Annotated in this window: 23 protein-coding genes; 3 read left to right on the top strand and 20 right to left on the bottom strand. The window is 66.3% G+C overall.

Annotated features, from left to right (window positions below):
- Nucleotides 1–74 precede the first annotated feature (74 nt).
- From IB257_RS28130 to IB257_RS28185, 12 genes are all read right to left on the bottom strand, one after another.
- The gene (locus IB257_RS28130; protein WP_054452878.1) at nt 75–1,379 is read right to left on the bottom strand and encodes an MFS transporter; all 1,305 of its coding nucleotides are present in this window, start codon (nt 1,377–1,379) and stop codon (nt 75–77) included.
- 201 nt (nt 1,380–1,580) lie between these two features.
- On the bottom strand, nt 1,581–2,153 hold the full coding sequence (pgsA, locus tag IB257_RS28135; RefSeq protein WP_119449989.1) for a CDP-diacylglycerol--glycerol-3-phosphate 3-phosphatidyltransferase: 573 nt from the start codon (nt 2,151–2,153) through the stop codon (nt 1,581–1,583).
- A 177-nt stretch (nt 2,154–2,330) separates the two neighbouring features.
- Nucleotides 2,331–4,157, bottom strand: a complete 1,827-nt coding sequence (gene uvrC, locus IB257_RS28140) for an excinuclease ABC subunit UvrC (protein WP_054452880.1) — start codon at nt 4,155–4,157, stop codon at nt 2,331–2,333.
- The gene (gene nagZ, locus IB257_RS28145) at nt 4,120–5,178 is read right to left on the bottom strand and encodes a beta-N-acetylhexosaminidase (protein ID WP_054452882.1); all 1,059 of its coding nucleotides are present in this window, start codon (nt 5,176–5,178) and stop codon (nt 4,120–4,122) included. Before nagZ ends, uvrC begins: the two co-directional genes overlap by 38 nt.
- 57 nt (nt 5,179–5,235) lie before the next feature.
- Complete coding sequence (acpS, locus tag IB257_RS28150) at nt 5,236–5,667, bottom strand: holo-ACP synthase (protein WP_054452884.1); 432 nt, start codon at nt 5,665–5,667, stop codon at nt 5,236–5,238.
- 48 nt (nt 5,668–5,715) lie between these two features.
- Nucleotides 5,716–6,456 carry a pyridoxine 5'-phosphate synthase gene (pdxJ, locus tag IB257_RS28155; RefSeq protein WP_054452886.1) on the bottom strand — a complete coding sequence of 247 codons (741 nt, stop codon included), beginning with the start codon at nt 6,454–6,456 and terminating at the stop codon, nt 5,716–5,718.
- Nucleotides 6,453–7,940 (bottom strand): efflux transporter outer membrane subunit, encoded by a 1,488-nt coding sequence (locus tag IB257_RS28160; protein WP_054452888.1) that lies wholly within the window; start codon nt 7,938–7,940, stop codon nt 6,453–6,455. The genes pdxJ and IB257_RS28160 overlap by 4 nt, the downstream gene beginning before the upstream one ends.
- Entirely contained in the window at nt 7,937–11,170 is a 3,234-nt protein-coding gene (locus IB257_RS28165; protein WP_054452890.1) for a multidrug efflux RND transporter permease subunit, read from the bottom strand. Before IB257_RS28165 ends, IB257_RS28160 begins: the two co-directional genes overlap by 4 nt.
- Before the next feature lie 62 nt (nt 11,171–11,232).
- Nucleotides 11,233–12,495, bottom strand: a complete 1,263-nt coding sequence (locus IB257_RS28170; protein ID WP_054452892.1) for an efflux RND transporter periplasmic adaptor subunit — start codon at nt 12,493–12,495, stop codon at nt 11,233–11,235.
- 196 nt (nt 12,496–12,691) lie between these two features.
- Nucleotides 12,692–13,057 carry a helix-turn-helix domain-containing protein gene (locus IB257_RS28175; RefSeq protein ID WP_192493162.1) on the bottom strand — a complete coding sequence of 122 codons (366 nt, stop codon included), beginning with the start codon at nt 13,055–13,057 and terminating at the stop codon, nt 12,692–12,694.
- Nucleotides 13,058–13,253: 196 nt separating this feature from the next.
- Nucleotides 13,254–14,447, bottom strand: coding sequence for a patatin-like phospholipase family protein (locus IB257_RS28180; protein WP_054452896.1), 1,194 nt, complete (start codon nt 14,445–14,447; stop codon nt 13,254–13,256).
- A gap of 33 nt (nt 14,448–14,480) precedes the next feature.
- Nucleotides 14,481–15,071 (bottom strand): DUF4136 domain-containing protein, encoded by a 591-nt coding sequence (locus tag IB257_RS28185; RefSeq protein WP_054452898.1) that lies wholly within the window; start codon nt 15,069–15,071, stop codon nt 14,481–14,483.
- A gap of 158 nt (nt 15,072–15,229) precedes the next feature.
- On the opposite strand from IB257_RS28185, the gene IB257_RS28190 reads away from it, so the two are divergent.
- Entirely contained in the window at nt 15,230–16,024 is a 795-nt protein-coding gene (locus tag IB257_RS28190; protein ID WP_175214112.1) for a TOBE domain-containing protein, read from the top strand.
- A 5-nt stretch (nt 16,025–16,029) separates the two neighbouring features.
- On the opposite strand, the gene IB257_RS28195 is transcribed toward IB257_RS28190, so the two are convergent.
- The 8 genes from IB257_RS28195 to IB257_RS28230 all read right to left on the bottom strand — a co-directional run bounded on the left by IB257_RS28195 (nt 16,030) and on the right by IB257_RS28230 (nt 21,744).
- Nucleotides 16,030–16,716, bottom strand: a complete 687-nt coding sequence (locus IB257_RS28195) for an ATP-binding cassette domain-containing protein (protein WP_175214113.1) — start codon at nt 16,714–16,716, stop codon at nt 16,030–16,032.
- Entirely contained in the window at nt 16,713–17,399 is a 687-nt protein-coding gene (gene modB, locus IB257_RS28200; RefSeq protein ID WP_054452904.1) for a molybdate ABC transporter permease subunit, read from the bottom strand. Before modB ends, IB257_RS28195 begins: the two co-directional genes overlap by 4 nt.
- Before the next feature lie 23 nt (nt 17,400–17,422).
- Nucleotides 17,423–18,181, bottom strand: coding sequence for a molybdate ABC transporter substrate-binding protein (modA, locus tag IB257_RS28205; RefSeq protein WP_119449991.1), 759 nt, complete (start codon nt 18,179–18,181; stop codon nt 17,423–17,425).
- A gap of 117 nt (nt 18,182–18,298) precedes the next feature.
- Nucleotides 18,299–18,649, bottom strand: a complete 351-nt coding sequence (gene speD / locus IB257_RS28210) for an adenosylmethionine decarboxylase (RefSeq protein WP_054452908.1) — start codon at nt 18,647–18,649, stop codon at nt 18,299–18,301.
- The gene (locus IB257_RS28215; RefSeq protein ID WP_166738458.1) at nt 18,646–18,807 is read right to left on the bottom strand and encodes a hypothetical protein; all 162 of its coding nucleotides are present in this window, start codon (nt 18,805–18,807) and stop codon (nt 18,646–18,648) included. The genes speD and IB257_RS28215 overlap by 4 nt, the downstream gene beginning before the upstream one ends.
- A 4-nt stretch (nt 18,808–18,811) precedes the next feature.
- Nucleotides 18,812–20,281 (bottom strand): DUF4178 domain-containing protein, encoded by a 1,470-nt coding sequence (locus tag IB257_RS28220; protein ID WP_119449992.1) that lies wholly within the window; start codon nt 20,279–20,281, stop codon nt 18,812–18,814.
- A gap of 6 nt (nt 20,282–20,287) precedes the next feature.
- Nucleotides 20,288–21,316, bottom strand: coding sequence for an SPFH domain-containing protein (locus tag IB257_RS28225; protein ID WP_054452912.1), 1,029 nt, complete (start codon nt 21,314–21,316; stop codon nt 20,288–20,290).
- A 41-nt stretch (nt 21,317–21,357) separates the two neighbouring features.
- Nucleotides 21,358–21,744, bottom strand: coding sequence for a DUF350 domain-containing protein (locus IB257_RS28230; RefSeq protein WP_054452914.1), 387 nt, complete (start codon nt 21,742–21,744; stop codon nt 21,358–21,360).
- Between the two features lie 89 nt (nt 21,745–21,833).
- On the opposite strand from IB257_RS28230, the gene IB257_RS28235 reads away from it, so the two are divergent.
- Together IB257_RS28235 and IB257_RS28240 are read left to right on the top strand one after the other, a co-directional pair.
- Nucleotides 21,834–23,345, top strand: coding sequence for a polyamine aminopropyltransferase (locus IB257_RS28235; RefSeq protein ID WP_192328750.1), 1,512 nt, complete (start codon nt 21,834–21,836; stop codon nt 23,343–23,345).
- Nucleotides 23,345–24,979 carry an NAD(P)/FAD-dependent oxidoreductase gene (locus tag IB257_RS28240; RefSeq protein WP_192493163.1) on the top strand — a complete coding sequence of 545 codons (1,635 nt, stop codon included), beginning with the start codon at nt 23,345–23,347 and terminating at the stop codon, nt 24,977–24,979. The genes IB257_RS28235 and IB257_RS28240 overlap by 1 nt, the downstream gene beginning before the upstream one ends.
- The last annotated feature ends 28 nt before the right edge of the window (nt 24,980–25,007 follow it).

A 25,007-nucleotide genomic window follows, 5' to 3' on the forward strand; every position in this document is an offset into this window, starting at 1 on the left:
TCATTACATCAGAGGGAAACGGGTCGAACCTTGCGCCGGGTCAAACGGCCGGGCCCGTGCAGGGCCCGCCATGATCAGGAACGCACAGCCGCCGAAGCCGCAGCGGCGGGTTCCGCACGCCGCGCCTGCACCGCGATCCATTGCGCCAGGAAGGCGGCGGCAGCGAATGCCACGCCCGCGCCCACCCAGGGGCCCTGCCGCAGCCCGGCGTCCAGCAGCAGGCCGAAGGCCAGCGGCCCCAGGGCCGAGCCCACGTCCATGCCGGAGTACACCAGTCCGTAGACCGAGCCGGTGGAACCCTTGGGCGTGACGCGGCGGATCAGCATGTCGCGCGACGGCGCCGCGACGCCGGAGCAGAAGCCCGCCAGGGCCACCACCGGTGCGGCCATCACGGCCGGCACCAAACCCAGCGCCAGCACCACCAGCGTCAGGCCCGCCAGGATCAGGGCCACCATCACGGTGCGTTCGGTGCGCGGATTGGCCGACACCAGAAAGCCGCCCGCGGCCATGCCGACGGCCGAAGCCACCATGTAGCCAGACAGCGCCGAACTGGCCGCGACCTTGGACAGGTCGTACAGCTGGCCCAGCAAGGGGATGGTGTAGTTCTGCACCGAGGACAGCGCAATGGAGGTGCAGGCGAAGAACAGGAACGCGCCCCACAGCGCCGGCTTGGACAAGAGCGTGGTCAGCGTCGTCAGCACGCTTTCCTGCGGCTTTGCCGCGGGCTTGGGAGCGGCCTTGCCGGCTTCCACGTCCGCGTGGCCTTCCAGCGGCGACGGGCCGCCGATCAGATCGCGACCCAGAATCGTCAACAACAGCACCAAGGCCACCAGCCCGGCGGCGCTATAGGCCGCTACGCGCCAGTCTGCGAGCAAGGTGATGCTGGTCATGAAAACCGGGGTAAGCGCCCAGCCCAGATTGCCCGTCAGCCCGTGCGTGGAGAAGGCATGTCCCAGGCGCGGCGCGGAAATGCGATGGTTGATGATGGAATAGTCGGCGGGATGGAACACGGAGTTGCCGATGCCGCCCACGACGGCCGCCACGATCAGCATGGCGTAGCCGTTGGCCGATCCGATCAGCACGCCGGACAACACGAAGCACGCCAGCCCGAACCACAGCACCGGCCGCGCGCCGATGCGGTCCACCACGAAGCCCGAGGACGCCTGGCCGATGCCGGAAACCACATAGAACGTGGACACCAGCAGCCCAAGGCGGGCGAAGTCCAGGCCGAACTCGTTGCCCAGCGAGACATAGAGCGAGGGCAGGACCAGTTGGAAGAAGTGGGAGGAAGCGTGGGCCACCCCGATCAGCAGAATGATCTTCCAGTCGCGCCGGCGGGCGGCGGCGTCCAGGGCCAGGGTATTCGCAGCGGTGTTCATTGCAGGCGGCCGCGGTCAGCGGCAGGTGGCGCGGCGCCGATGCGGCGGTGCGCGGGTTGTCTCCGGCAACGTCCGGATGTTCCGGGCGTTGGACTGTAGGCGCCGTCCCGGACACGCCGGTGGATCGCTCTTGGTATGTAACGGCGGCCGCCTTGCGCGAGCCGTGCCGCCGCTCTGCCAAACAAAAATACGGACTCTGGACTACATGGCCTTTTCGCGGATGGCAGGCCACGCGCGCTGCAGGTAATACAGCATCGACCACACCGTCAGTACCGCCGCCACGATGATCAGCACATCGCCCAGCAGGCGCGAGCTGACGCCGTAGATCGGCTGGTTGTACAGCAGGCACGGAATCGCCACCATTTGCGCGGCCGTCTTGAACTTGCCCAGCCGGTGCACCGCCACGCTGGCGCTGGCGCCGATCTTGGCCATCCATTCGCGCAGCGCGGAAATCGTGATTTCACGGCCGATGATGATCAGGGAAATAAAGGCGTCGACGCGGCTGAGGTCCAGCAGGACGATCAGGGCCGCGCAGACCATCAGCTTGTCGGCGACCGGATCCAGGAAGGCCCCGAACGCCGAGGTCTGGTTCCAGCGGCGGGCCAGCCAGCCATCGAACCAGTCGGTCAGCGCCGCAATAATAAAAGCCCAGGCGGCGAAAGTGTCGCGCACAGGGACCGACATCCAGCTTTCGGGCAGGTAGAACAGCCCGACCACCAGCGGAATCATGGCGATGCGCAGCCATGTCAGGATAATGGGTACATTAATTGGCATAGTGTCCGTATGCTAACAGTAAGACGCCCCCCCGAAGCGCCGGAGGCGCTTCCCCCCCAGGGGGGCGCCGCTGCGGACCGGCGGAGCCGGATCCGCGCGGCCCGGCGGGCGCTACGCCGGTTGCTGCGTCTGTAACCGAGCAGAGGGTGAGTAACCGCCGGCATTTATGCATGGCGGCTACCGCAGGGCTTCATAGATGCGGATCGCCAGGTCTTGGGAGATGCCGTCGACCGAGGCCAGGTCTTCGATGCTGGCCGAAGCCACGCCGGAGAAGCCGCCGAAACGGGCCAGCAGGCGCTGGCGGCGGCGGGCGCCGATGCCTTCGATTTCTTCCAGGCGAGAAACGTTGCGGGCCTTGGCGCGGCGGGCGCGCATGCCGGTGATGGCGAAGCGGTGCGCCTCGTCGCGCACTTGGGCGATCAGCATCAGCGCGGCGGATTCGCCGCCCAGCGCCACCGGCGGGCGGGCGTCGGCGAACACCAGGGTCTCCAGGCCGACCTTGCGCCCTTCCCCCTTGGCCACGCCTACCAACGTCTGGATATCCAGGCCCAGTTCCACGAACACCTGGCGGGCGACTTCCACCTGGCCCTTGCCGCCGTCGATCAGCACCAGGCCGGGCATGGGCGCCTCGCCGTCCGCCACCTTGGCGAAGCGGCGGCTCAGTACCTGGCGCATCGCGGCGTAATCGTCGCCCGGCGTGATGCCGGCGATGTTGTAGCGGCGGTACAGCGACGGCTGCATGTCGTGGTGTTCGAACACCACGCAGGACGCCTGGGTTGCTTCGCCCGCCGTGTGGCTGATGTCGAAGCATTCGATGCGCAACGCGTCGAGCGCGGCTTCGTCCGTGTCCAGGTCCAGCGCCTCGGCCAGCGCCAGTGTCCGGGCGGCGCGGGCACCGGACTCGGTCAAGGCGCGGGCCAAGGCCATTTCGGCGTTCTTGGCCGCCTGCTCCAGCCAGGCGCGGCGCGCGCCTTGCGGACGCGTCAGCACCCGCGACGGGCGTCCGCCCGCCTGTTCCACCAACAGGCCGATCAGGTCAGGATCCGGCAAGGCGTGCGAACAGACCAGCACCGGCGGCATGGCATTGTCGGTGTAGTGCTGGGCCACGAAGGCTTCCAGCACCTGCGGCGCGGCCTCGCCCTCGGCATGCGTGGGAAAGAACGGCTTGTCGCCCAGATGGCGGCCGCCCCGCACCATGGCCAGATTGACGCAGACCTTGCCGCCCGCGATCGCCACCGCAATGATGTCGGTGTCCTCGCCGCTGACGTTTTCCATGGTCTGCTGGTGCAATACGCGCGCCAGCGACCCCATCTGGTCGCGCAGCGCCGCCGCTTCCTCGAAGCGCAGTTCGCTGGCCGCCTGCTGCATCCGGCTTTCGATTTCGCCCATCACCTCCTTGGCTTCCCCGTTGAGGAAGCGCACGGCGCGCTGCACGTCGCGCTCGTAGTCGGCGGCTTCGATCGCGCCGACGCAGGGCGCCGAGCAGCGCCCGATCTGATGCAGCAGACAGGGTCGCGAACGGTTGGCGAAGACCGAGTCCTCACAGGTCCGCAGGCGGAATACCTTCTGCAGGATCTGGATGGTCTCGCGCACGGCCCAGGCATTGGGGAACGGCCCGAAGTACTGGCCGCGCTTGTTGGTAGCGCCGCGGTAATAGGCAATGCGCGGCCATTCGTGGCCGGTGATCAGCAGGTAGGGATAAGACTTGTCGTCGCGGAACAGGATGTTGTAGCGCGGCTTCAGGGTCTTGATGAGGTTGTTTTCGAGGATCAGCGCTTCCGCTTCGGAGCGCGTCACCGTCACCTCCAGCCGCGCCACCTTCGCCACCATCTGGGCGATGCGGGGGCTGGCCAGGTTTTTCTGGAAATACGACGAGACGCGCTTCTTCAGGTCGCGCGCCTTGCCGACATACATGACCTCTCCGGCCGCATCCAGATGCCGGTACACGCCCGGCAGATGCGGCAGGTCAGCCAGGAACGATTTGAGATTGAAGTCGTCGGGCATTCTGATAACGGCTCTCAGCCTGCAAGGTATCCCAGTCCGGCGCGTCAAAGCGCGGCATCAGGCGGCGGATGCGCGCCACGGACTCGGGCGCGTGCTCGAACTTCAGGCGTTCGAGCAATTCGTCCGCCAGGTCCGGCCGGTTGCACACCAGCACCATATCGCAGCCGGCGCCCAGCGCCGCGTTGGCGCGGTCCAGGATGTCGCCCGCGACCGAGGCCCCTTCCATGGTCAGGTCGTCCGAGAACACCACTCCATCGTAGCCCAGGCGGGTGCGCAGGATGTCCTGCACCCAGCGCTTGGAGAAGCCGGCCGGGTGCTTGTCGACCTTGGGATAGATCACGTGCGCAGGCATCACCGACGGCAGCACTGCATCGCCCAGCCAGGCGTACGGCGCGGCATCGTCCTGCAGGATCTTGTCCAGCGGACGCGGGTCCACCGGGATCTCGTGGTGCGAATCCGCCTCCACGAAACCATGGCCGGGGAAATGCTTGCCGCAGGCCGACATGCCCGCCAGCTGCAAGCCCTGGATCAGCGCGCGCGACAGCATCGTGACCACGCGCGGGTCTTGGTGGAAGGCGCGGGTGCCGATCACCTTGCTGACGCCGTAGTCCAGGTCCAGCACCGGCGTGAAGCTCATGTCCACGCCGCAGGCGCGCAGCTCGGCGGCCAGCACGTAGCCGGCTTCGGTCGCAAGGCGCATGGCCTGCAGCGGATCGCGGTCCCACAACGCGCCCAGGTCGCGCATGGCGGGAAGCGCCGTGAAGCCGTCGTCGCGGAAGCGCTGCACACGGCCGCCTTCGTGGTCCACCAGGATCAAGAGCGGTTCCTTGCGGGCCTTGTGGATCTGGCGCGTCAGCTCGGTCAGTTGCTTGCGGCTTTCAAAGTTGCGCGCAAACAGGATCACGCCGCCCACCAGCGGATGGCGCAGGCGCTTCTTCTCCGCCTTCGTCAGCGAGTGTCCCGCCACATCGACCATCACGGGGCCGGGCGGCAGGACCGCCCTGGATTTCTTCTTGGCCATGTCAGGCTGTCCTTCTGTCTAAGTCTGGCAAGCCGGCGGCAGACACGAGTCCGCCGATCAGGGCTTGCGTTCGACCACCACGTAAGCGGCGGCCATGTCGGATTCGTCGGTAATGGAAACGTGGGCCGCACCAAAGCGCTGCTCGTACCATTGCAGCAGTTCGGGCGCGATCACCAGCACGGGACGCCCGCCGGGCGCATTCAGCGTCTGCACGCGCCGCCATGTCATGGGCATGCGCATGCCCAGGCCTATGGCCTTGGAAAACGCCTCCTTGGCCGCGAAGCGCGTAGCCAGGAAACGCAGGCCGCGCACCGGGTCGCGGGCGCGGCGCGCGTGGAACTTCTGCAGTTCTTCGACGCCCAGGATCTTTTCGGCGAAACGGTCGCCGTGGCGCGCCAGCGCGCGCTCGATGCGGTCGATGCGCAGCAGGTCCATGCCGATGCCGGCAATGGCGCCTGCGGGCGCAGCGGGGCGGGAAGCGTCAGACATGGGAATCAGCGCGCGGCCGCAGGAAAAAACGGGATGCCGGGCTCGCGGTCACAGCCCGCGCAGCGCTTGCAGGCGGGCCTGCACCATCAGCGCCTTCATGTCGCGCACCGCTTTTTCCCAGCCGTCGAACACCGCCTGCGCCACGATGGCGTGGCCGATGTTGAGTTCGGAAATGCCTTCCAGCGCGGCCACCGGCTTGACGTTGCCGTAATGGAGGCCGTGGCCTGCGTTCACGCGCAAGCCGTGGCGCAGCCCTTCGGTCACGGCCAGGCGCAAGCGCTGCAGTTCGGCCTCGGCGGCCTCGCCTTCAGCTTCGGCGTAGGCGCCGGTGTGCAATTCGATCACCGGCGCGCCGGCCTTGGCCGCGGCCGCGATCTGCACGGGATCCGGATCGATGAAGAGCGACACGCGGATGCCGGCCTCGGCCAGCAGGCCCACCGCATCCGACACCGGCCCCATGGCGCCCGCGACTTCCAGGCCGCCTTCGGTCGTCAGTTCGGTGCGCTTTTCGGGCACCAGGCAAACGTCGCTGGGCTTGACCGCGCAGGCGATCTCCAGCATTTCCGCCGTCACCGCGCATTCCAGGTTCATGCGCGTACGCAATTGCGGACGCATGGCGTAGACGTCCTTGTCCTGGATATGGCGCCGGTCTTCACGCAGATGCAGCGTGATCAGATCGGCGCCGGCGTCCTCCGCGCGCAGCGCTGCGAGCACCGGGTCCGGATAGGTCGTGTGGCGCTGTTGCCGCAGCGTGGCAACGTGATCGATGTTTACACCAAGTTCTATCATTGCACTTTCGTTGTTTCTTCCCAGCCGCCGCCCAGGGCCTTGTACAGCTCCACGCGGTTGATCAGCGCGGCCAGGCCAGTCTGGACCAGGGCGAGCTGGGCATTGAAAAAGTCCACCTGCGCGGTCTGCACCTGCAGGTAGCTGTCGATACCATTGGTATAACGCAGATTCGACAGTTCCAGCGTGCGGCCGGACGCGTCCTGCAGGGCGCGCTGGGCATCCAGTTGCGCCCCGTAGGTGGCTTCGCCGGCCAGCGCGTCCGACACTTCGCGGAACGCCTGCTGGATGGACTGTTCGTACTGCGCCACGGCGATATTGTCGCGCGCCTTGGCCAGGTTCAGCCCTTCGCGGATGCTGCCGCCGGCAAACAGCGGCGTGGTGATCGACGGCGAGAAGCTCCAATAGCCCTGGCCGCCCTTGAACAGGTCGCCCAACGAGGGGCTGGCCACCCCTAGCAGGCCGGTCAGCGAGATGGTCGGGAAGAACGCCGCGCGCGCCGCGCCGATATTGGCGTTGGCGGACAGCAGCTGGTTTTCCGCGGCCATGATGTCCGGACGGCGCTCGAGCAGATCGGACGGCAGGCCGGCTGGCACCGTCGCCAGAAGCTGGTCGCGGCCGAACACGGCCGGCGCCGGCAGGTCCGGCGGCAAGGGCGTGCCGACCAGCAGCACCAGCGCGTTCATGGCCTGGGCCTGGGCGCGGGCCAGTTGCGCCAGATCGGACGAGGCCGTATCCAGCAGCGACTTGGCCTGGTTCAGGTCCAGCTCCGAAGCCACGCCGCCGTCGAAACGCCGCTTGACCAAGTCATAGGATTCCTGGCGCGACGCCAGGGTGCGCTGTGTCAGGTCCAGCTGGACCTCGGCGGCGCGCAGGTTGAAGTACGACTGCGCGACCGCGCCGACCAGCGTGATCTGCGCACTCTTCTGCGCCTGCTCGGTCGACAGGTACTGCTGATACGCCGCCTCGGAGAGGTTGCGCAGGCGGCCGAACAGGTCGATCTCGAAGGTGGTCAGGCCGATGCCTGCCTGGTACGAGCTGCTGATCGAACCCGCGCCGGGCTGCCGCATGTTCTGGGGCAGATGCTGACGCTGGCCCTGGATGCCGGCGCCGATGCTGGGCCATTGCGCGCCGCGCTGGATGCCGTATTGGGCGCGAGCCTCTTCCACGCGCTCCACCGCCACGCGCAGGTCGCGGTTGTTGACCAGCGCCAGCTCGATCAGGCTTTGCAGGCGCGGATCGCGGAAGAACTCGCGCCAGCCCAGATTGGCCGCCGGCGTGCCGTCCTGCGGCATGACCGCGGTGGACGGCTGGGTGCCCAGCGAGGTGGGCTTGGCGTAGCCGCCATACTGCACCTTGGGCTGATCGGGCCACGTACCGGAAACCGGCGCATCGGGGCGCTTGTAATCGGGCGCCAGCGAGCAGCCGGCCAACGCCACCGCCACGAAAGCGGACAAGGCGGTCTGTTTGAACTTCAGGGCTTTCATTCCTTGCCCTCCTGGCCACCGTTGGGTTGTGCGGGATGTTGCGCGGGCGCGTCCGGCGCAGCCTGTCCGGCTGCGGCCTTCTTGGCCGCCTGCTCTTCTTCGAAGGCGCGCAGTTCAGCGCCCAACAGGCGCGGACGGGTCTTGAACAGGCCCAGCACAACCACGAAGAAGGTCGGCACGAAAATCACCGCGAACGGCGTGGCGGCCAACATGCCGCCCAGCACGCCCAGACCCACGGCGCGCTGGCTGGCGGCGCCTGCGCCGGTCGCCATGGCCAGGGGCACCACGCCCAGGATGAAGGCCAGCGACGTCATCAGGATGGGACGGAACCGCAGCCTCGCGGCTTCCACCGCGGATTCATACAGCCCCATGCCGCGAGCGTACTGATCCTTGGCGAATTCCACGATAAGAATGGCGTTCTTGGCCGCCAAGCCGATCACGGTCACCATGCCCACCTGGAAGTACACGTCGTTGGACATGCCCAGCGCGCTGATCAACGCCACCGCGCCCAGCATACCCAGCGGCACCACCAGCATCACCGAAATCGGGATGGCCCAGCTTTCATACAGGGCGGCCAGCACCAGGAACACCACCAGCAGCGACAGGCCCATCAGGATCGGAGCCTGGTTGCCGGCCTGGCGTTCCTGGTAGGAAAGGCCGTTCCACTCGTAGCCGAAGCCCTGCGGCAACTGGCCCACCAGACGCTCCATCTCGGCCATCGCCTCGCCCGTGGTGTAACCAGGGGCGGCGTCGCCGCCGATACGCATGGACTCGTAGCTGTTGTAGCGCACCACCTGCACCGGACCCTGCTTCCACTCGGCCTTGACGAAGGTGGACAGCGGCACCATGCCGCCCTGGCTGTTGCGGGCGTTCAGCTGCAGCACGTCATTGAGCTGCATGCGATACGGCGCGTCGGCCTGCACCCAGATGTTCTGCATCCGGCCCAGGTTGGGGAACTTGCTCAGGTAGGCGGAGCCGACCGCGGTGGAAATCAGCGAGGCAGCCTCGTTGAAGTCCACGCCCAGCGCAGCCGCTTTCTCGCGGTCGATGGTCAGGCTGAGCTGCGCGCCCGGCCCCAGGCCGGTGATGCGCACCTGCGACAGCACGGGGCTCTTCATGACCAAGCCCATGAGTTCGCCGGTGGCCGCGGCCAGGGCGGCGGAACCCGCCGCGCCGCGATCCTGCAGGCGGAAGTCGAAGCCGGTCGCGTTGCCCAGGGACGAAATGGCGGGTGGCACCAAGGTGAACACCTGCGCGTCATGGATGCCCATCAGCTGCTTTTCGAAGGCATGGAAGGCAATGGCGCCCGCCGAGTCCTGGCGCGACTTGCGCTCGCTGAAGTCCTTCAGCGTGACGAAGGCGATAGCGGCGTTCAGGCCGTTGCCGTTGAAGCTGTAGCCCTGCACGGCGATGATGTTCTCGACCGCGGGCACGTCCGAGAAGTACTTCTCGACCTGCTCGATGACCTCGACCGTGCGGTTGGCGGTGGCGCCGGTGGGCAGCTCGATGTTGCTGACCACGTAGCCCTGGTCTTCCTCGGGCAGGAAGGACGAAGGCAGGCGCAGGTACAGCCAGCCCAGCAGCACGACCAGCAGCAGGAACGCCAGCATCATGCGGCCGCCCTTGTGCAGGATGCGCGACACCCAGTTCTGGTAGTTGTGGGTGGTGGCGTCGAACTTGCGGTTGAACCAGCCGAAGAAGCCCTTCTTGTCCTCGTGGTGGCCCTTGGGCACCGGCTTGAGGATGGTGGCGCACAGCGCCGGGGTGAAGGTCAGGGCCAGCAGTGCCGAGAAGAAGATCGACACGGCCATCGCGATCGAGAACTGGCGGTAGATCACACCCACCGAACCGCTCATGAAGGCCAGTGGCAGGAACACCGTCACCAGCACCAGCGTAATGCCGATGATGGCGCCGCTGATCTGCGGCATCGCTTTCTTGGTGGCTTCCTTGGGTGGCAAGCCCTCTGTGGACATGATCCGCTCGACGTTTTCCACCACCACGATGGCGTCGTCCACCAGAATCCCGATGGCCAGCACCATGGCGAACATGGTCAGCACGTTGATGGAGAACCCGAGCGCCAGCATCACCGCGAACGCCCCCAGCATGGCCACCGGCACCACCAGGGCCGGGATCAGGGTGTAGCGGACATTCTGCAGGAACAGGTACATCACCAGGAACACCAGCACCATGGCTTCCGCCAGGGTGTGGACCACCTGCTCGATGGACACCTTGACGTAGGGCGCCGTGTCGTACGGAATGGAGTACGTGATGTTGCCCGGGAAGTACTTGGACAGCTCTTCCATCTGCTGGCGCACGCCCTGGGCGGTGGCCAGCGCGTTGGCGTTGGGCGACAGCACGATGGCGAATGCGGCCGTCGGCTTGCCGTTCAGGCGGGCGCCGAACTGGTAGTTGTCCGCGCCGACTTCGATGCGGGCGACGTCGCGCAGCAGCACCTTGGAGCCGTCGGTGTTGGCGCGCAGGACGATCTTGCCGAAGCCCTCCACCGTGCTCAGCTGGCCGTTGGCCGTGACCGTGGCGGTGATGCGCTGCGAATCCGGGTTGGGCGGCGCGCCGATGCTGCCGCCGGAAATCACCACGTTCTGCTGAGCGATGGCCTGGTTGACCTGCGACATGCTCAGGTTGAACCCGACCAGCTTGGCGGGATCGACCCACACGCGCATGGCGCGCGGCGCCGCGAACAGCTGGAACTGGCCCACGCCGGGCACGCGGGAAACCGGGTTCTTGATGTTGCGGGTGATGTAGTCGGCCAGCGCCGTCTGGTCCAGCGAACCGTCCGTGGACGACACCGCCGCCACCATCAGGAAGCCGGTACTGGTCTGCTCATATTGCAGGCCCTGCTGCTGCACGGCGGTGGGCAACTGCGCGACCACGTTGGACACGCGGTTCTGCACGTCCACCTGCGCCAAGTCTGGATTGGTGCCAGGAGCGAAGGTCGCGGTGATGGTCGAGGTGCCGTAGGAATCGCTGACCGACTCGTAGTAGATCAGGCCCTTGGCGCCGTTGAGCTGGTCTTCGATGATACTGGTGACCTGCTCGGCCACTTCGTTGGCCGACGCGCCGGGGTACGTGGCCGTGATCGTGATCGCGGGCGGCGCTACGTCCGGGTACTGCGAAATCGGCATGTTCGGGATCGCCAGCACCCCGGCCAGCAGGATGAACAGGGCGACTACCCAGGCGAAAATCGGTCTATCAATAAAAAATTGCGGCATGTGGGCTGACTCTGAAAGCGATGCTCACCAAAGAGGAACGCGGCGCTTGCGCCGCGTGCCGCTTAAGATTTCTGGCCTGCGGCCTTGTCCTGCTGCGCAGGTTCGGCCGGCTTGGCGCCAGGCTGCGGGGCGGATTCCGCTGGCTTGGCACCCGGTTGCGCGGGCGCCTGGCCGCCCGGGGCGGGCGTGCCGTTCTTCCATTCGCTGGCCTGAACCGGAGCGCCCGGGCGAACCTTCTGGAATCCTTCCACCACGACCACGTCGCCGGCCTTCAGGCCGCTGGTGACGATCCAGTTGCTCTTGAGGGCGCCGCCGGTGGTGACCGGAATCTGCTCGATCTTGTTGTCCTTGACCAGCATCAGGCTTTGCAGGCCGTCCGCGGTACGCTGCAGCGCTTGCTGCGGCACCATCAGGGCCTTGTCGTCCACGCCCTGCTCGAGGCGCACGCGCACGTACATGCCGGGCAGCAGGATGCCATCGGGGTTGGGGACTTCGGCGCGCAGGTTCACCTGGCCCGTGGTCGGATCCACGGTGATGCCGGTGAACAGCAGCTTGCCCGGCTGGCCGTATTCGGAGCCGTCTTCCAGCACGATGGTGGCGCGCGCCGTATCCTTGCCGACCTGTTGCAGTTGGCCGCTGGCGAAGGCGCGGCGCAAGGATGCGAGTTCCGCGGTGGACTGGGTGAAGTCGACGTAGATCGGATCCAGCTGCTGCACCGTGGCCATCTGCGTGGCCGAAGTGGCCTCGACCAGCGCGCCTTCGGTGACCAGCGGCTTGCCGATGCGGCCGGTAATGGGCGAGGTGACGTCGGTGTAGCCGAGGTTGATGGCGGCATTGTCCTGCGCCGCCTTGGCGGCGGCGACGGAGGCGTCGGCCTGGCGGTACGAAGCCACGGCGTTGTCGTATTCCTGCTTGCTGACGGCGTTGGCCTTGACCAGCGGGGCGTAACGGTCGGCCAGCAGCTTGGCGCTGAACAGGTTGGCCTGCGCCTGCTTGAGCTGCGCCGTCGCCTGATCGTAGGCAGCCTTGTAGGGCGCCGGATCGATCTTGAAGAGCAGTTGGTTTTCCTTGACGTCGCCGCCTTGCTCGAAGGCGATCTTCTGGACGATGCCGGTGACCCGCGAACGGATCTGCGCATCCCGGACGGCGTCGACGCGGCCGGGCAATTCGGACACGATGGGTGCGCGCTGCGGCTGGATCGTAATGACGCTGACCTGGGGCATGCCTGGATTCATGTGCGGCTTTTCGCCGCAACCAGCCAATATCAGTGCGAGGACCCCGCCGGAAAAAGCCAGCCCTGAAACACGTTTAGGCGAAAACCGCATTGAAACCCCCGCGTAGCGTAATTAACCGTAATCGCGTCATGTAATCGCAGTATTTAAGCGCGGCATTGGCCACGTTAAATAAGAAGCATGCGTCATCAAGGCACGTAATCAGCCCAGTAATGTAACTCAGTTATTGGGGAAATCACTGATTTTTAGTGCTTCAAATGCCACGCGCGCGGGGATTTCATACAACAGATCAGCTCTCGGAAAGCTCCCGCAACTTGCCCAGGAACACATAGCCCATGCCGTGCACGGTATGCAGCGGCAGCCTGGCGCCGGCCAGCAGGACCTTGCCGCGCAGGCGGCAGATCGCCACATTCAGTGTGCGCATGGTGGTGCGTTTGCGCACCGCCATGAATTCATCGCGCCGCAATTCCCTGGCGGGATTGCTCGCCAGGCAAAGCAGGCAGGTACGCTCCAGGGCTGTCAGGCCGATGCGGGCTCCATGGGGCGTAAGCAGTGTCCAGCCCTGGTAGACCAGGGACCACCAGCCGTCCATGGCGTAAGAAGTGTCGGCCGCGCGGGCGGGCGCGACCTGTGCAAGGCGAGCGGGGGCATTCACGACGGATCTCCACCAGGAAGGCCCGCTCCGCGCGGGGTGGCGGCCGGTTCCCGGAACAAGGTTGCAATTGGCCCCGAAAGCCTACCGCTGGAACCCGTGGGCGTTGACATCGCTAGGCATCTATAAGACCAATCCGGCAGGAAATCCGTCCGGACTTTGTCCAGATGTGCCGCACTCGCCCCCCCTGCCCGCCAGCTCAGGTGCGCTTGCCGTTGCGATGGATATCGTGAGTGACGAAACAACTGTCCTGGGTCGGACGGGCCAGGATCCCGGGCTTGGCGAGCGTGGCGCGGATGTCGGCCAGGCCCGACTCCCAGTGCTCGCGCATGGCCTCGGTGCCGAATTCGTAGTCCTTGGAAAAACGCTCGCGGTGCTTGGACTCGTAGATTAGGTTGATGATGTTGGTGGCTGGCGTATGGGACAGCTTGCGGATCTCGGCGAACTCCGCCGCGTTGCGCTCGGCCGCCGGCAGCTTCGCCAGCAGGCGTTGCAGGCCGTGGCGCAGCTTGAGCACGCGCCGCAGCTGGTCCGTGACCAGGCGGGTGCGGCTGGAGTACTGGATATCCTTCTGGCGCTCGGCCACTTCCTCCAGGTTGCTCGGCAGGCCGCCGCGCGCGGGCCACAGATCGACCTGGAACGCCAGCGTGTCCCGCATGCTGTCGGTGGTCAGTACTTGTGCCAGCGGCGTGTTGGACACGACGCCGCCGTCCCAATAGTGTTCACCGTCGATCTCGACGGAAGGGAAGCCTGGCGGCAAGGCGCCCGAGGCCATGATGTGCTCGGGCCGCAGCGTGTCCTTCAGGCTGTCGAAGTAGGCGAAGTTGCCGGTCCGCACGTTGACCACGCCAAAGCTGGCGCGCACGGCCCCGCTATTGAGCAGATCGAAGTCCACGAACTCCCGCAAGGTCGCAGCCAGCGGCGTGGTGTCATAGAAGCTGGTGGACGCCGCGCCCCTGCCATGCACCAGGTAGGGCGGCGGAAAACGCGGTTTGAAGAAGCCTGGCTGGCCCGAGAACAAGGCCTGGAAGGCTGACACATGCCCGTTCATGACCGGCGAACCAAAGCCGAACGGCAAGCCTTCGAACATGGGGCCGAGCGTCTCGCCCCAGGGTACCGAAGCGAAACCCGCAGGCCGGCAGATGGCTTCCCAGAAGCCGCGCAGGCGCTCCACGCGCTCGTCCTCGGGCGACCCCGCGATGATGGCCGCGTTGATCGACCCGATGGAAATGCCGGAAATCCAGTTGGGCCGGATACCCGCTTCGTGCAGCCCCTGGTACACCCCGGCCTGGTAGGCCCCCAGCGCCCCGCCGCCTTGCAGCACCAGGGCGACGACTTCATAGGGCGGCGTATCGCCGGTGTCTTGCTTCGGAGCCTTGCGGCGAGTACTCATGCGGCTTCCTCTAGGCAGGGCCGGCGGACCGCCCTACTTGCTTTTGTCCGGCAACTGCGGCGCAGCCACGCCGGCGCGGAACGGATACTTGGAGAAGATCTGCGCTACCACCTTGTCCGTGTTCTCGGGCGAGGCGCTGGCATCGGGCTGGACCTCGCCCACCGCCACGCCTTCCCACACCAGCTGTCTGCGGCGCGCGTCGACGAGGTCGATGTTCAAGGTGCCCTCAGTATATTGGTAGACGTCATCGCCCCAGCCGTAGCCGGGCCAGCCGCCATAGAAGCCGGCGCGATAGCCGTAGTACGGACCCATGGGCGGCGCGGCCGGAGTGACCTGCACCTTCTGCTGCAGCTTGGCGCTGAAGTTGACCAGCAGGTCGGGATTTGCTGCGCTATAGGTATAGCCGCGCATTTCCATCTGGCCGCGCGTGGCGTTCTTCAGGCGCTCGGTCAGCAAGGTGCTGTAGCCGGCCTTGTCGGTGCCCAACGGCGTCATGTACCCGAAGGTTCGGTACTGCGCGAAATTTGCCTGATGATCGTAGTCGCTCTTGACGTCAGGGCCAGTAGCGCAGGCCGCCAACAATGCCGTCATGGAACCCGCAGCCAGCAATTTGAACGCTTTCATGTCGTTTTCTCCGTGAGCCCGATGCCTGAACATAGTGCCGCGAAGCCTGCAAAATTTCAACAGAATCTCATTCGCATCGCGTCCGCCGTGAACCACGGGCACAGCCCCCGTCCATTACACTTTCAGCTATCCCATACCCTGACCACGGCACGACAAAGATGTTGGAACTCGACGGCTCGATTTGGTTTCGCTCCGGCGCCCAGACCTGGGGCGGAAAAAACCGCATAGACCTGCTGGCGCAGATCGACGCCACGGGATCCATCACGGCCGCCGCGCGCGCCGTGGGCATGAGCTACAAGGGCGCATGGGACGCCATCGACGCCATGAACAATCTGGCGGGCGAGCCTTTGGTGATCAGGGCCGCCGGCGGCAAAGGCGGCGGCGGCACGCGCCTGACGGACCGCGCGCGCGGCCTGATCGGCACCTTCCGCGCCCTGGAAGCCGAACACCGCAAGTTCATGGAAAACCTGACCCGCGCTGGCGTGAACGCCAGTGGCGACATCGATCTCATGAGGCGTTTCATGCTCAAGACCAGCGCACGCAACAAACTGCTAGGCACCGTCATCCAGATCCGCGCCGGCGCCGTCAATGACGAAATCGTGCTGCGCATCGCGGGGGGCCTGACCATCACGGCCACCATCACCCGTGAAAGCACGCAGGAATTGGGGCTGGCGACCGGCAAGGAAGCCATCGCGCTGATCAAGGCGTCGTCCGTCATCGTGGGCGCGCCCGGCCCCGGCCTGCGCCTGTCGGCGCGCAATCAGTTGCCGGGCAAGATCACGGCATTGCGCCCGGGCGCCGTCAATAGCGAGATCCTGATCGGACTGGACGGCGGCATGACGCTGGCGGCCATCGTCACCAACGAAAGCGCGCAGGACCTGGACCTGGACGTAGGCGCCGACGCGGTGGCGATCTTCAAGGCTTCCAGCGTGATTCTGGGCGTGCTGGACTGAGCCGATCAGACGCCCACGTCTTCGTCGTGGCGTCGCACCCTGCCCTCGCGCACTTCGAACACCTCGTCGGCCAGCGCATCCACATCCGCCGGGTCGTGCGTGATCAGCAGCATCGGCACGTCCAGCTGGCGCTGCAAGGCATTCAGTTCCAGCCGCATCTTGCCGCGCAACTGCGAATCCAGCGCTGAAAAGGGCTCGTCCAGCAGCAGGATGTCGGGCCGCAGCATGAGGGCTCGCGCCAACGCCACCCGCTGCTTCTGGCCGCCGGATATCTCGCTGGGATAGCTGCCCACGATGGAACCCAGCTCGAACGCGTCCACCCAGCGCTGCGCCTCGGGCCCAACGTCGCGCCGGGGCGGGTTGCGCCAGCCGCGGCGCAGCCCGAAAGCGATGTTCTGCGCCACTGTCAGGTGGGGAAACAGGGCGTAGTCCTGGAACAGGTAGGCCACCCGGCGCGATTGCGCCGGCAGGTTGACGCCGGCGTCCGTGTCGAACAGCACGCGGCCGTTGATCTCGATGCGGCCCGCGTCAGGGCGCAGCAGGCCCGCCACCGCGCGCAGGGTCAGGCTCTTGCCCGCGCCCGAGGGGCCGAACAGCGCTATACGCTTGGCTGACGAATCGAATGCGACGTCCAGCGCGAAGCGCCGGTCGCCGGACACCATCTGCTTGCGCACCTGGATGCTGACGCTCATAGCGCGCTCCCGTTGCGCCGGCCGCTGCTGACGGGCACCAGCTTGCCGGCCAGCAGCAGGACCACCACGCAGGTCACCGAGGTGACCAGCACCAGCATGTTGGCCGTGGCGTCGTCGCCCGCCTGCACCGCCTCGTAGATGGCGACCGACAGAGTCTGTGTCCGTCCCGGCAGGTTGCCGGCGATCATCAGCGTGGCGCCGAATTCGCCCAGCGCCCGCGCGAAGGCCAGCAGCACCCCGGCGGCGATGCCGCGCGCGGCCAGCGGCAAGGTGACGCGGAAGAAGACCCCCGCTTCGCACACGCCCAACACGCGCGCCGCGCTTTCCAGTTGGCTATCAACGTTCTCGAAGGCGGCCCGGGCGGATTTGAACACCAGCGGAAAAGCCACCACCGAAGCCGCGATCACCGCGCCCTGCCAGGTGAAGACCAGTTCGATGCCCCAGCCCGCCAACGTCTCGCCGATGATGCCGCGGCGCCCCAGCAGCACCAGCAGGTAGTAGCCGAGCACCGTGGGCGGCAACACCAGCGGCAAGGTCAACAGCGCGTCCAGCAGGTCGCGCCCCGGCCAGCGCCAGCGCGACAGGCCATAGGCCGCGGCGGTGCCCGCCACGGTCGCCAACAGCGTTGCCCAGCCCGCCACTTTCAGGGAAAGCAGCAGGGGCACCCAAACCGGATCACTCATCAATGCCTACGATTCAACGGATATCAGGGCTTCTGGAAGCCGTAGCGCGACAGTATCGCCTGACCTGCGGGAGACAGCACATAGGCAACGAAGCTTTCGGCTTCCTTGGCAGCGGCTTCACGGGTGGTGACGGCGATGGGATAAGTGACCGGCGTCTGCGAAGGCACGCGAACCGCGACCTTGACCTTGTCCGCCATGATGGCCGCGTCGGTCGCGAACACGAAGCCCGCATCGACCTCGCCGCGCGCCACGTAGTCCAGGCTCTGGCGCACGTTCTGGGCCAGCACGCTCTTGGCCTGCACCGCGCTCCAGAGGCCGGCCGTCTCCAGCGCGCCCTGCGTGTAGCGGCCCACCGGCACCGATGCCGGGTTGCCATAGGCGATGCGCTTGATGTCGTCGCGGGTCAGGTCCTTGAGCGCGGTGATGTTGGCCTTGCTGTCCGTCGGGACGATCAGCACCACCTGATTGGCGGCAAAGTCCACGCGGGAGGCTGGCTTGACGGCCTTTTCCTCGACCGCCTTGTCCATGGCCTTCTGGTCCGCCGAGGCGAACACATCGGCCGGCGCGCCCTTGACGATCTGCTGCAGCAGCACGTCGGACGCGCCGAAGTTCAGGATGACCTTGGTGCCGGCATGCTCTTTTTCGTAGCCTTGCGCGACTTCCTTGAAGGCGTTGGTCAGGCTGGCGGCGGCCGACACCACCAGGTCGCCGGCAGCGGCGTTGGCGCTCCATGCGGCGGCCAGCGCCAAGGACAGCGCCACGATCGGACGTTTGCGGAACATGTTCTTCTCCCGGGGAAATCGCTAAGTCGGTAACGAAATATATATAGGTATATAACGCTCGTCAATTTGGCTGCCCAGGGAGCATTGAGCAATATCAAGGAGTGGCGGGCGCGGGCTTCAGCCGCGCGCCACCGTGGTCGCGTGCACCGCCTCGGGCGCCAGCCGCGCCTGCAGGTGCTCCAGCGCCAGCTCGGGCCGCGCCGCGCCGCACATGAAGATGTCCAGCGCCGCGAACGCATGCTCGGGCCAGGTGTGGATGCTGATGTGGGATTCGCTCAGCAGGACCACGCCGGTCACGCCCGCGCCCTCGCCGAAATGATGGAAGTGCGCGCTCAGCACGTGCGCGCCCGCCGCCTGCGCCGCGGCGATCAGGTCGCGTTCCAGCGCTTGCGCGTCTGTCAGGCGATCCGCCGGCACGCCGCGGAAATCCGCCAGCACGTGGCGGCCGGGTGTGGCGTGCGGGGTCACTTGTGGGACCCGCCCGAGGACCAGCCCGATCCGCCCGAAGAACTGCTGCCCCAGCTGCTGCCGGAGCCGCCGCTGGACATGCGCGCACCGGGGGTGTTAAAGCCGGTGGCGAAAATCACCACCACGATGGCGTAGACGGTGTAAAAGAGCTTGCCCATCCTGTTATTCGTCCTTGCCAGATAATTTGTCCGCCACCGCCGCCGGAATCCACAGGAACGCCGCGCCGATCAGGATCGGAACGATGCCGCCACTGAAAATGGTGTCGATATTCAGGAAGGCCAGCACGATCATGGCCGTCCAGGCGAACTTGCGATAGCCCCCGGGCTTGCCGCTGAGCGGCATGGCCTTCTGCTTGGCAAGTTCAGGATCGCCGAACCATTCAGCCAACTGCGCCGGCGCCACCGGCCCCGAGGCGGACCAGCCCAATTCGGACTCGCTCAGTTCGCGGGTCAGCTTGAGGTTGCCGGCCTTGTAATCCGTGATCTTGGTGCTGTCGCCGACCTTGACGCGCCAGTTGAAGGCGCCCAGGGCCAGTTCCACGCGCGAGGTGTAGTCGTACAGCTTCTGATAAAGCTTGGAGCGCCAGCGCACGCTGCTGGCGTTGTTGTGGCTGGGCCAGGTGTCGCATACCTGCACCCGCTCCCAGCCCTCGTCGGTTTCCACCAGCCAGATGAAACCCTTTGCGGGATTGAACAGCAGGTATTCGATCCAGTCGGACGGTTCCTCGGGATCCGGATCGGCGCACTTCATCAGGCCGATGAGCGTATAGGACGCGCCATCGATCTTGGCCACCGCGCCCAGCGACAAGGTGGTCTTGATGGCTTTGACCTTGCGGGCCTTTTCGATGACCTCGGCCGTGGGCCCCGAGCAGTCGACCGCGGCGGCGCACGAGGGGCAGACCACTTGCGTGGCCATGGCGGCCACGAAGCTTATCGGGCCGCCGCAGTTGGGGCAGTCCAGCGCCTTGATCTGGCCGCGGAAACGGCCGGCGGTCTCCTCGACCTGCTCGTTGGTCCGCAGCGAGGCCGCCTGCATCGCGGACAGGTCGAATGCCTTGCCGATGTACAGCTCGGGCTCGGGCCCGTCGGAAAAGTCCAGCGTCAGGAACGCGTCCAGGCAGCGGTAGTCGGCCACCTTGGCCAGCCAACCTTCGCCCGGCACGAAGGGCAACTCGCCTTGCGTGCCGCCCGCCTGGCAGGCGCGCACGTCGGCGGCCGTGAAGCGCTGGCCGTCCAGCTTCAGTTCATCGCCGGGCGCGATGTCGTCGAACGCCGGCATGCCCTGCGTAGACTTGACCTTGCGCCGCCGGGTCACGGCGTACTGGCCCGACGCGTCCGACAGCCAGCCGTCGGAACCGTCCTCGAACCACAGGTACCACTCGTTCCAGAAGCCGTCGTCGTAGCGCAGCTGGACGCGGCCGATCAGGTCGAAGCGCTTGCCTTCATAAGTGCCGGCCGCGCCCAGGCACAAGGGCGAGTAGTCCTCCAGGACCTCGGCCGCCTCGCCGATGCGCTTGACCGACTCGGCGTCCTTCAGCAAGGTGCTGCGGCAGGCGCCGCAGACCGCCATGACCGATGCCGCGGACGTGAACTTGACTGGGGCGCCGCACTGCGGACACAGAACCTGCTGCATGGAGCCTTAGCTGGTGAGTTTCTTCAGCACTTCGGCCTTGGCCGAATCGTAGTCCGCGGCCGTGATCAGGCCCTTGTCCAGCAGATCCTTGAGCTGCTGCAGCCGTTGCGCCGGATCCGCGCCCGCGGCGGCGGGCGCCTGCTGGGCGGGCTGCGGCGCGGCCTGCGGCTGCCCCTGGGCGCCTGCCAGCCCTGCGGCCATGGTCTGGCCCAGCGCCGCGCCGGCCGCCAGGCCCGCGCCGATGCCGGCGATGCCGCCTTCGTTCTGCGCGGCCATCGGTATGGCCGTGGCGGTCTGGTACTGGGTGAACTTGCCCAGGTCGCCGGCCATGCCCATGGAGATCCGCGTGTCCAGCGCCTTCTGCAGCTCTTCCGGCAGCGACACGTTCTCGACCGTGAAGTTGTCCAGCTTGACGCCGTATCGGTCGAACACCGGCGCCAGCTGTTCAGCGATGCTTTGCGACATCAGCCCCTGGTTGCCGGCCATGTCCAGGAACGGCACCTTGGAGCCGCCCAGCGCCGTCGTCATCGCCGCGACCACCATGTTGCGCAGCTGCGCTTCCAGGTCGTCGACGGTGTATTCGTCGCGCGTGCCGCTGATCTCGCGGTAGAACTTGGCGGGATCGGAGATCTGATAGGAATACACGCCGAAAGCGCGCAGCCGCACCATGCCGAATTCGCTGTCGCGCAGCGTCACCGGCTGCGCCGTGCCCCAGCGCCGGCCCAGTTGCAGGCGCGTGCTGAAGAAGATCACATCCGACTTGAAGGGAGACTCGAACAGCTTGTCCCAGTTCTTCAGGTAGGTCAGGATCGGCAGCGTCTGCGTGGTCAGCTTGTACATGCCGGGGCCGAACACGTCGGCCACCTTGCCTTCGTTGACGAACACCGCCATCTGCGATTCGCGCACGGTCAGGCTGGCGCCGTACTGGATTTCGAAATCCTGCATGGGATGACGCCAGGCGAGCACGCCGTCGCGGTCCTCGTTCCATTGCAGGATGTCGATGAACTGCTTGCGGATGAATGAACCGAGACTCATGAGTCGTTCTCCTGTCAGATCGAGTGCGGCGCGCGGCCGCGTCAGGTCAGGCTGGCGGCGTTGACGATGCCCGCGGCGATGGAAATCGAGCCGATCAGCCCGCCCATGGCGATGTTGTTTTCTTCGATGGCCTCGTTCATGCCGCGCACGGTCTGGGACACGCCCACGTACACGACCAGCTGCACCAGCATGGCCACCAGGCCCCACAGCAGGAACATGGCATAGCTGGCATGGATCGCGATGCTGGAGCACAAGGTGAAGCTGAAGCCGACCAGCGCGCCGCCATACGACAGCGCGGCGGCGATATTGCCTTCGCGGATCAGCTCGAATTCCTTGTAGCGCGTGACGGCCGTGTAGACCAAGGTGAAGACACCCAGCATGGCAAGCGCAGATGCCATGTAGATAAGATAGGTCACCACCGGATGCATTGCTTCTCCCATTGCCGCCCTCCTAATTGCGCGCAGTATATACGGCGCGTTCGATATACTGCGAACGCATTTTTCGTGTCGGACACCTCATGCGCGACCGCGTTCTCATCCTTTCGGTATTGATCGTCGCCTCCTGCGGTTTGGGCTATGAGCTCATCAGCAGCGCGCTGGCCAGCTATTTGCTGGGGGATTCGATACTGCAGTTCTCTTCCGTCATCGGCTGCTATCTCTTCGCCATGGGCATAGGTTCGTGGTTGTCAAAATATGTAAGAGACGAAGACGTTTTGAATCGCTTCATCGACGTGGAGCTGCTGGTCGCCCTGTTGGGCGGCGTCTCCGCCGCGGTGCTGTTCCTGGTCTTCGCCTGGCTTTCCGCGCCCTTCCGCGCTGCCCTGTATGTCGGCGTCTTCGTCATCGGCCTGATGGTCGGGATGGAGATTCCGCTGGTGATGCGAGTGTTCAATCAGCGCAAGGCCGAGTTCCGCGAAATCGTCAGCCGCGTGCTGACCTTCGACTACCTGGGCGCGCTGGCCGTGTCGCTGGTGTTTCCCCTGCTGCTCGCGCCCAAGCTCGGATTGCTGCGCACCAGTTTCCTGTTCGGCATCATGAACGCCAGCGTGGCGCTGTGGACCACCTGGCTGTTCCGCGCGGAACTGCGCAGGCCCGGCGAAAAAGCCATCCGCGCTGGGGTGGTGATCGGGTTCCTGGGGATGGGCTTCATCTATTCCGGTAGCATGACGGCCTGGGCCGAGAAAGGCCTGTACGGCGACGACGTGGTGCACGCGGAAACCACGCAGTACCAGCGCCTGGTGGTCACGCGCTGGCACGACGACCTGCGCCTGTACATCAACGGCAACCTGCAGTTCTCGTCGCGCGACGAGCACCGCTATCACGAAGCGCTGGTGCACCCCGGCCTGCAAGCCCTGCCCTGGGCGCGCAATGTGCTGGTGCTGGGCGGCGGCGACGGCCTGGCGGTGCGCGAAATCCTCAAGTACAAGAATATCGAACATGTGACGTTGGTGGATCTGGATCCGGCCATGACCGGCCTGTTCTCCCGCTCCGAACCGCTGGTCAAGCTGAACCAGGGGTCGCTGAAGGATCCCCGGGTCACGGTGATCAATGACGACGCCGGCCGCTGGCTGGAAACCCACGCCGAGGTCTATGACTACATCGTGGTGGATTTTCCGGACCCGTCCAACTTCGGCCTGGGCCGCCTCTACTCGGTCCCGGTCTATCACCTGATGGCGCGCCACCTGGCCGAGAACGGCTATATGGTGGTGCAGTCCACCTCGCCCTACTTCGCGCCGCGCTCATTCTGGAGCGTGGACGCCACCTTGAAGGAAGCCGGCCTGAACACCTGGCCGTACCATACCTACGTGCCGTCCTTTGGCGACTGGGGCTTCATTCTGGCCAGCAAGCGCCGCGACTACGAGCCGCCCGCCGCGATTACCGTGCCCACGCGCTACCTGGACCCGGTCACGACGCGCGAACTGTTCCACTTCCCCGCCGACATGCCCGCGCTGGCGATGCCTCCGAACCGTCTGAACGAGCAATCGCTCGTGCGCTATTTCGACGAGGACTGGCGCAAGGTCATCCGCTGATGCGGCGGCGCAGCTTCCTCTTGGGCGCGGCCACGGCCGCCGTCGCCGGCACCGCCGGGTACTACCGTTCGCGCATCGTCGAGACCACGCCGGAAATCCATTACCCGGGCATGCAGGCAGGCCATGCCTTGCGCGACGCAGCGGCCTGGCCGCAGCCCTCCGCCAGCCGCCAGCGCGACGTCGTGATCCTGGGCTCGGGCGTGGCAGGCCTGTCCTGCGCCTGGAAGCTGGCGCGCGAAGGGCACACGGATTTCCTGGTGGTGCAGGGCCCCGAACTCGAAGGCAACGCGGCCGCCGGCCAGCGCGACGGCCTGGAATACCCCTTGGGCGCGCACTACCTGCCGCTGCCCTCGATGGCCTCCACGCACATACGCGAAATGCTGGCCGATTTCGGCATCATCGAGCGCGGCGCAAGTACCCCCCGTCCCTACTACGACGAGACCGCGCTGGTGCACTCGCCCCAGGAGCGCCTGCTGCGCGGCGGCCATTGGGAAGAGAACCTGCTGCCCATGAGCGGGCTGCCGGAAGCGGACCTGGCGCAGCACCGCAAATTTCTTGCGCTGATCGATCGTCTGCACACGCAGACCGGCAACGACGGCCGCAAGGTCTTCAGCATTCCGCTCACGCTGTCGTCGCAGGACCCGGCCTGGCGCGCGCTGGACGCGATTACGTTCAAGCAATGGCTGGACCGCGAGGGCTATACCTCGCCCGCGCTGCACTGGTACCTGAACTATTGCTGCCGCGACGACTACGGCGCACAGTACGACGCGATTTCGGCCTGGGCGGGCCTGCACTACTTCGCCAGCCGCGACGGCCATGCCGAAAATGCCGGCGAAGGCGCGGTGCTGACCTGGCCTGGAGGCCTGTCGACGTTGATGCAGCGCATGCGCGACGCCATCACGAAGAAGCTCGGCCATGCCGACTGGCTGGCCGCCGGCACGGCGGTCCGGGTACAGGAGACGCCTGCCGGCGCGCTGGTCACCTGCCTCGCCTCGTCTTCCAGCGCCTACACGGTGCAGGCGCGCCGCGCCGTGTGCGCGATGCCCTTGTTCGTGGCCCAGCGCATCCTGCCCGACATCCGCTCCTATGGCTACGATCCGGCGGTGCACGCGCCGCCGCACGCGCCCTGGATGGTGTCGAACTTCGTCATGGAAGGCTATCCGGCCGAAGCCCCGGGCGAACCGCTGTCCTGGGACAACGTCGTCTACCAGGGCAAGGCGCTGGGCTATGTCGTCTCCACGCACCAGCTGCTGCGTGTGGCCCGCACGCCGCGCTGCGTCTTCACGGCGTATCACGCGCTCAGCGGACAGACGCCCCAGGCCGCGCGCGAGTGGCTGACCCGCGCCAGTCCGGAAGAACTGCGGGCCGAGGCCGCGTCCGACCTGGTCGCGGCCTACGGCAAGGAGTTCTGGCGCCATGCGCGCCAGCTGGAAATCACGGTGCGCGGCCACGCCATGGCCTCGCCGCTATGCGGCTACCTGTCCAATCGGGGATTGGCCGCGCTGCGCGACGTGGACGGTCCGGTGCTGTTCGCGCACTCAGACCTTTCAGGCTATTCCGTATTCGAGGAGGCCTCGTGGTGGGGCGTGGCCGCGGCAGGACGGATCATGGGCCGGAAGCCGCCGCAGGCCTGAAGTTCGCGCGCCGCATTTTCTCCGGCCG

Origin of the sequence: Achromobacter sp. ACM03, from assembly GCF_014851665.1 — a bacterium.
GTDB classification, from domain to species: Bacteria; Pseudomonadota; Gammaproteobacteria; order Burkholderiales; family Burkholderiaceae_B; genus Achromobacter; species Achromobacter aegrifaciens.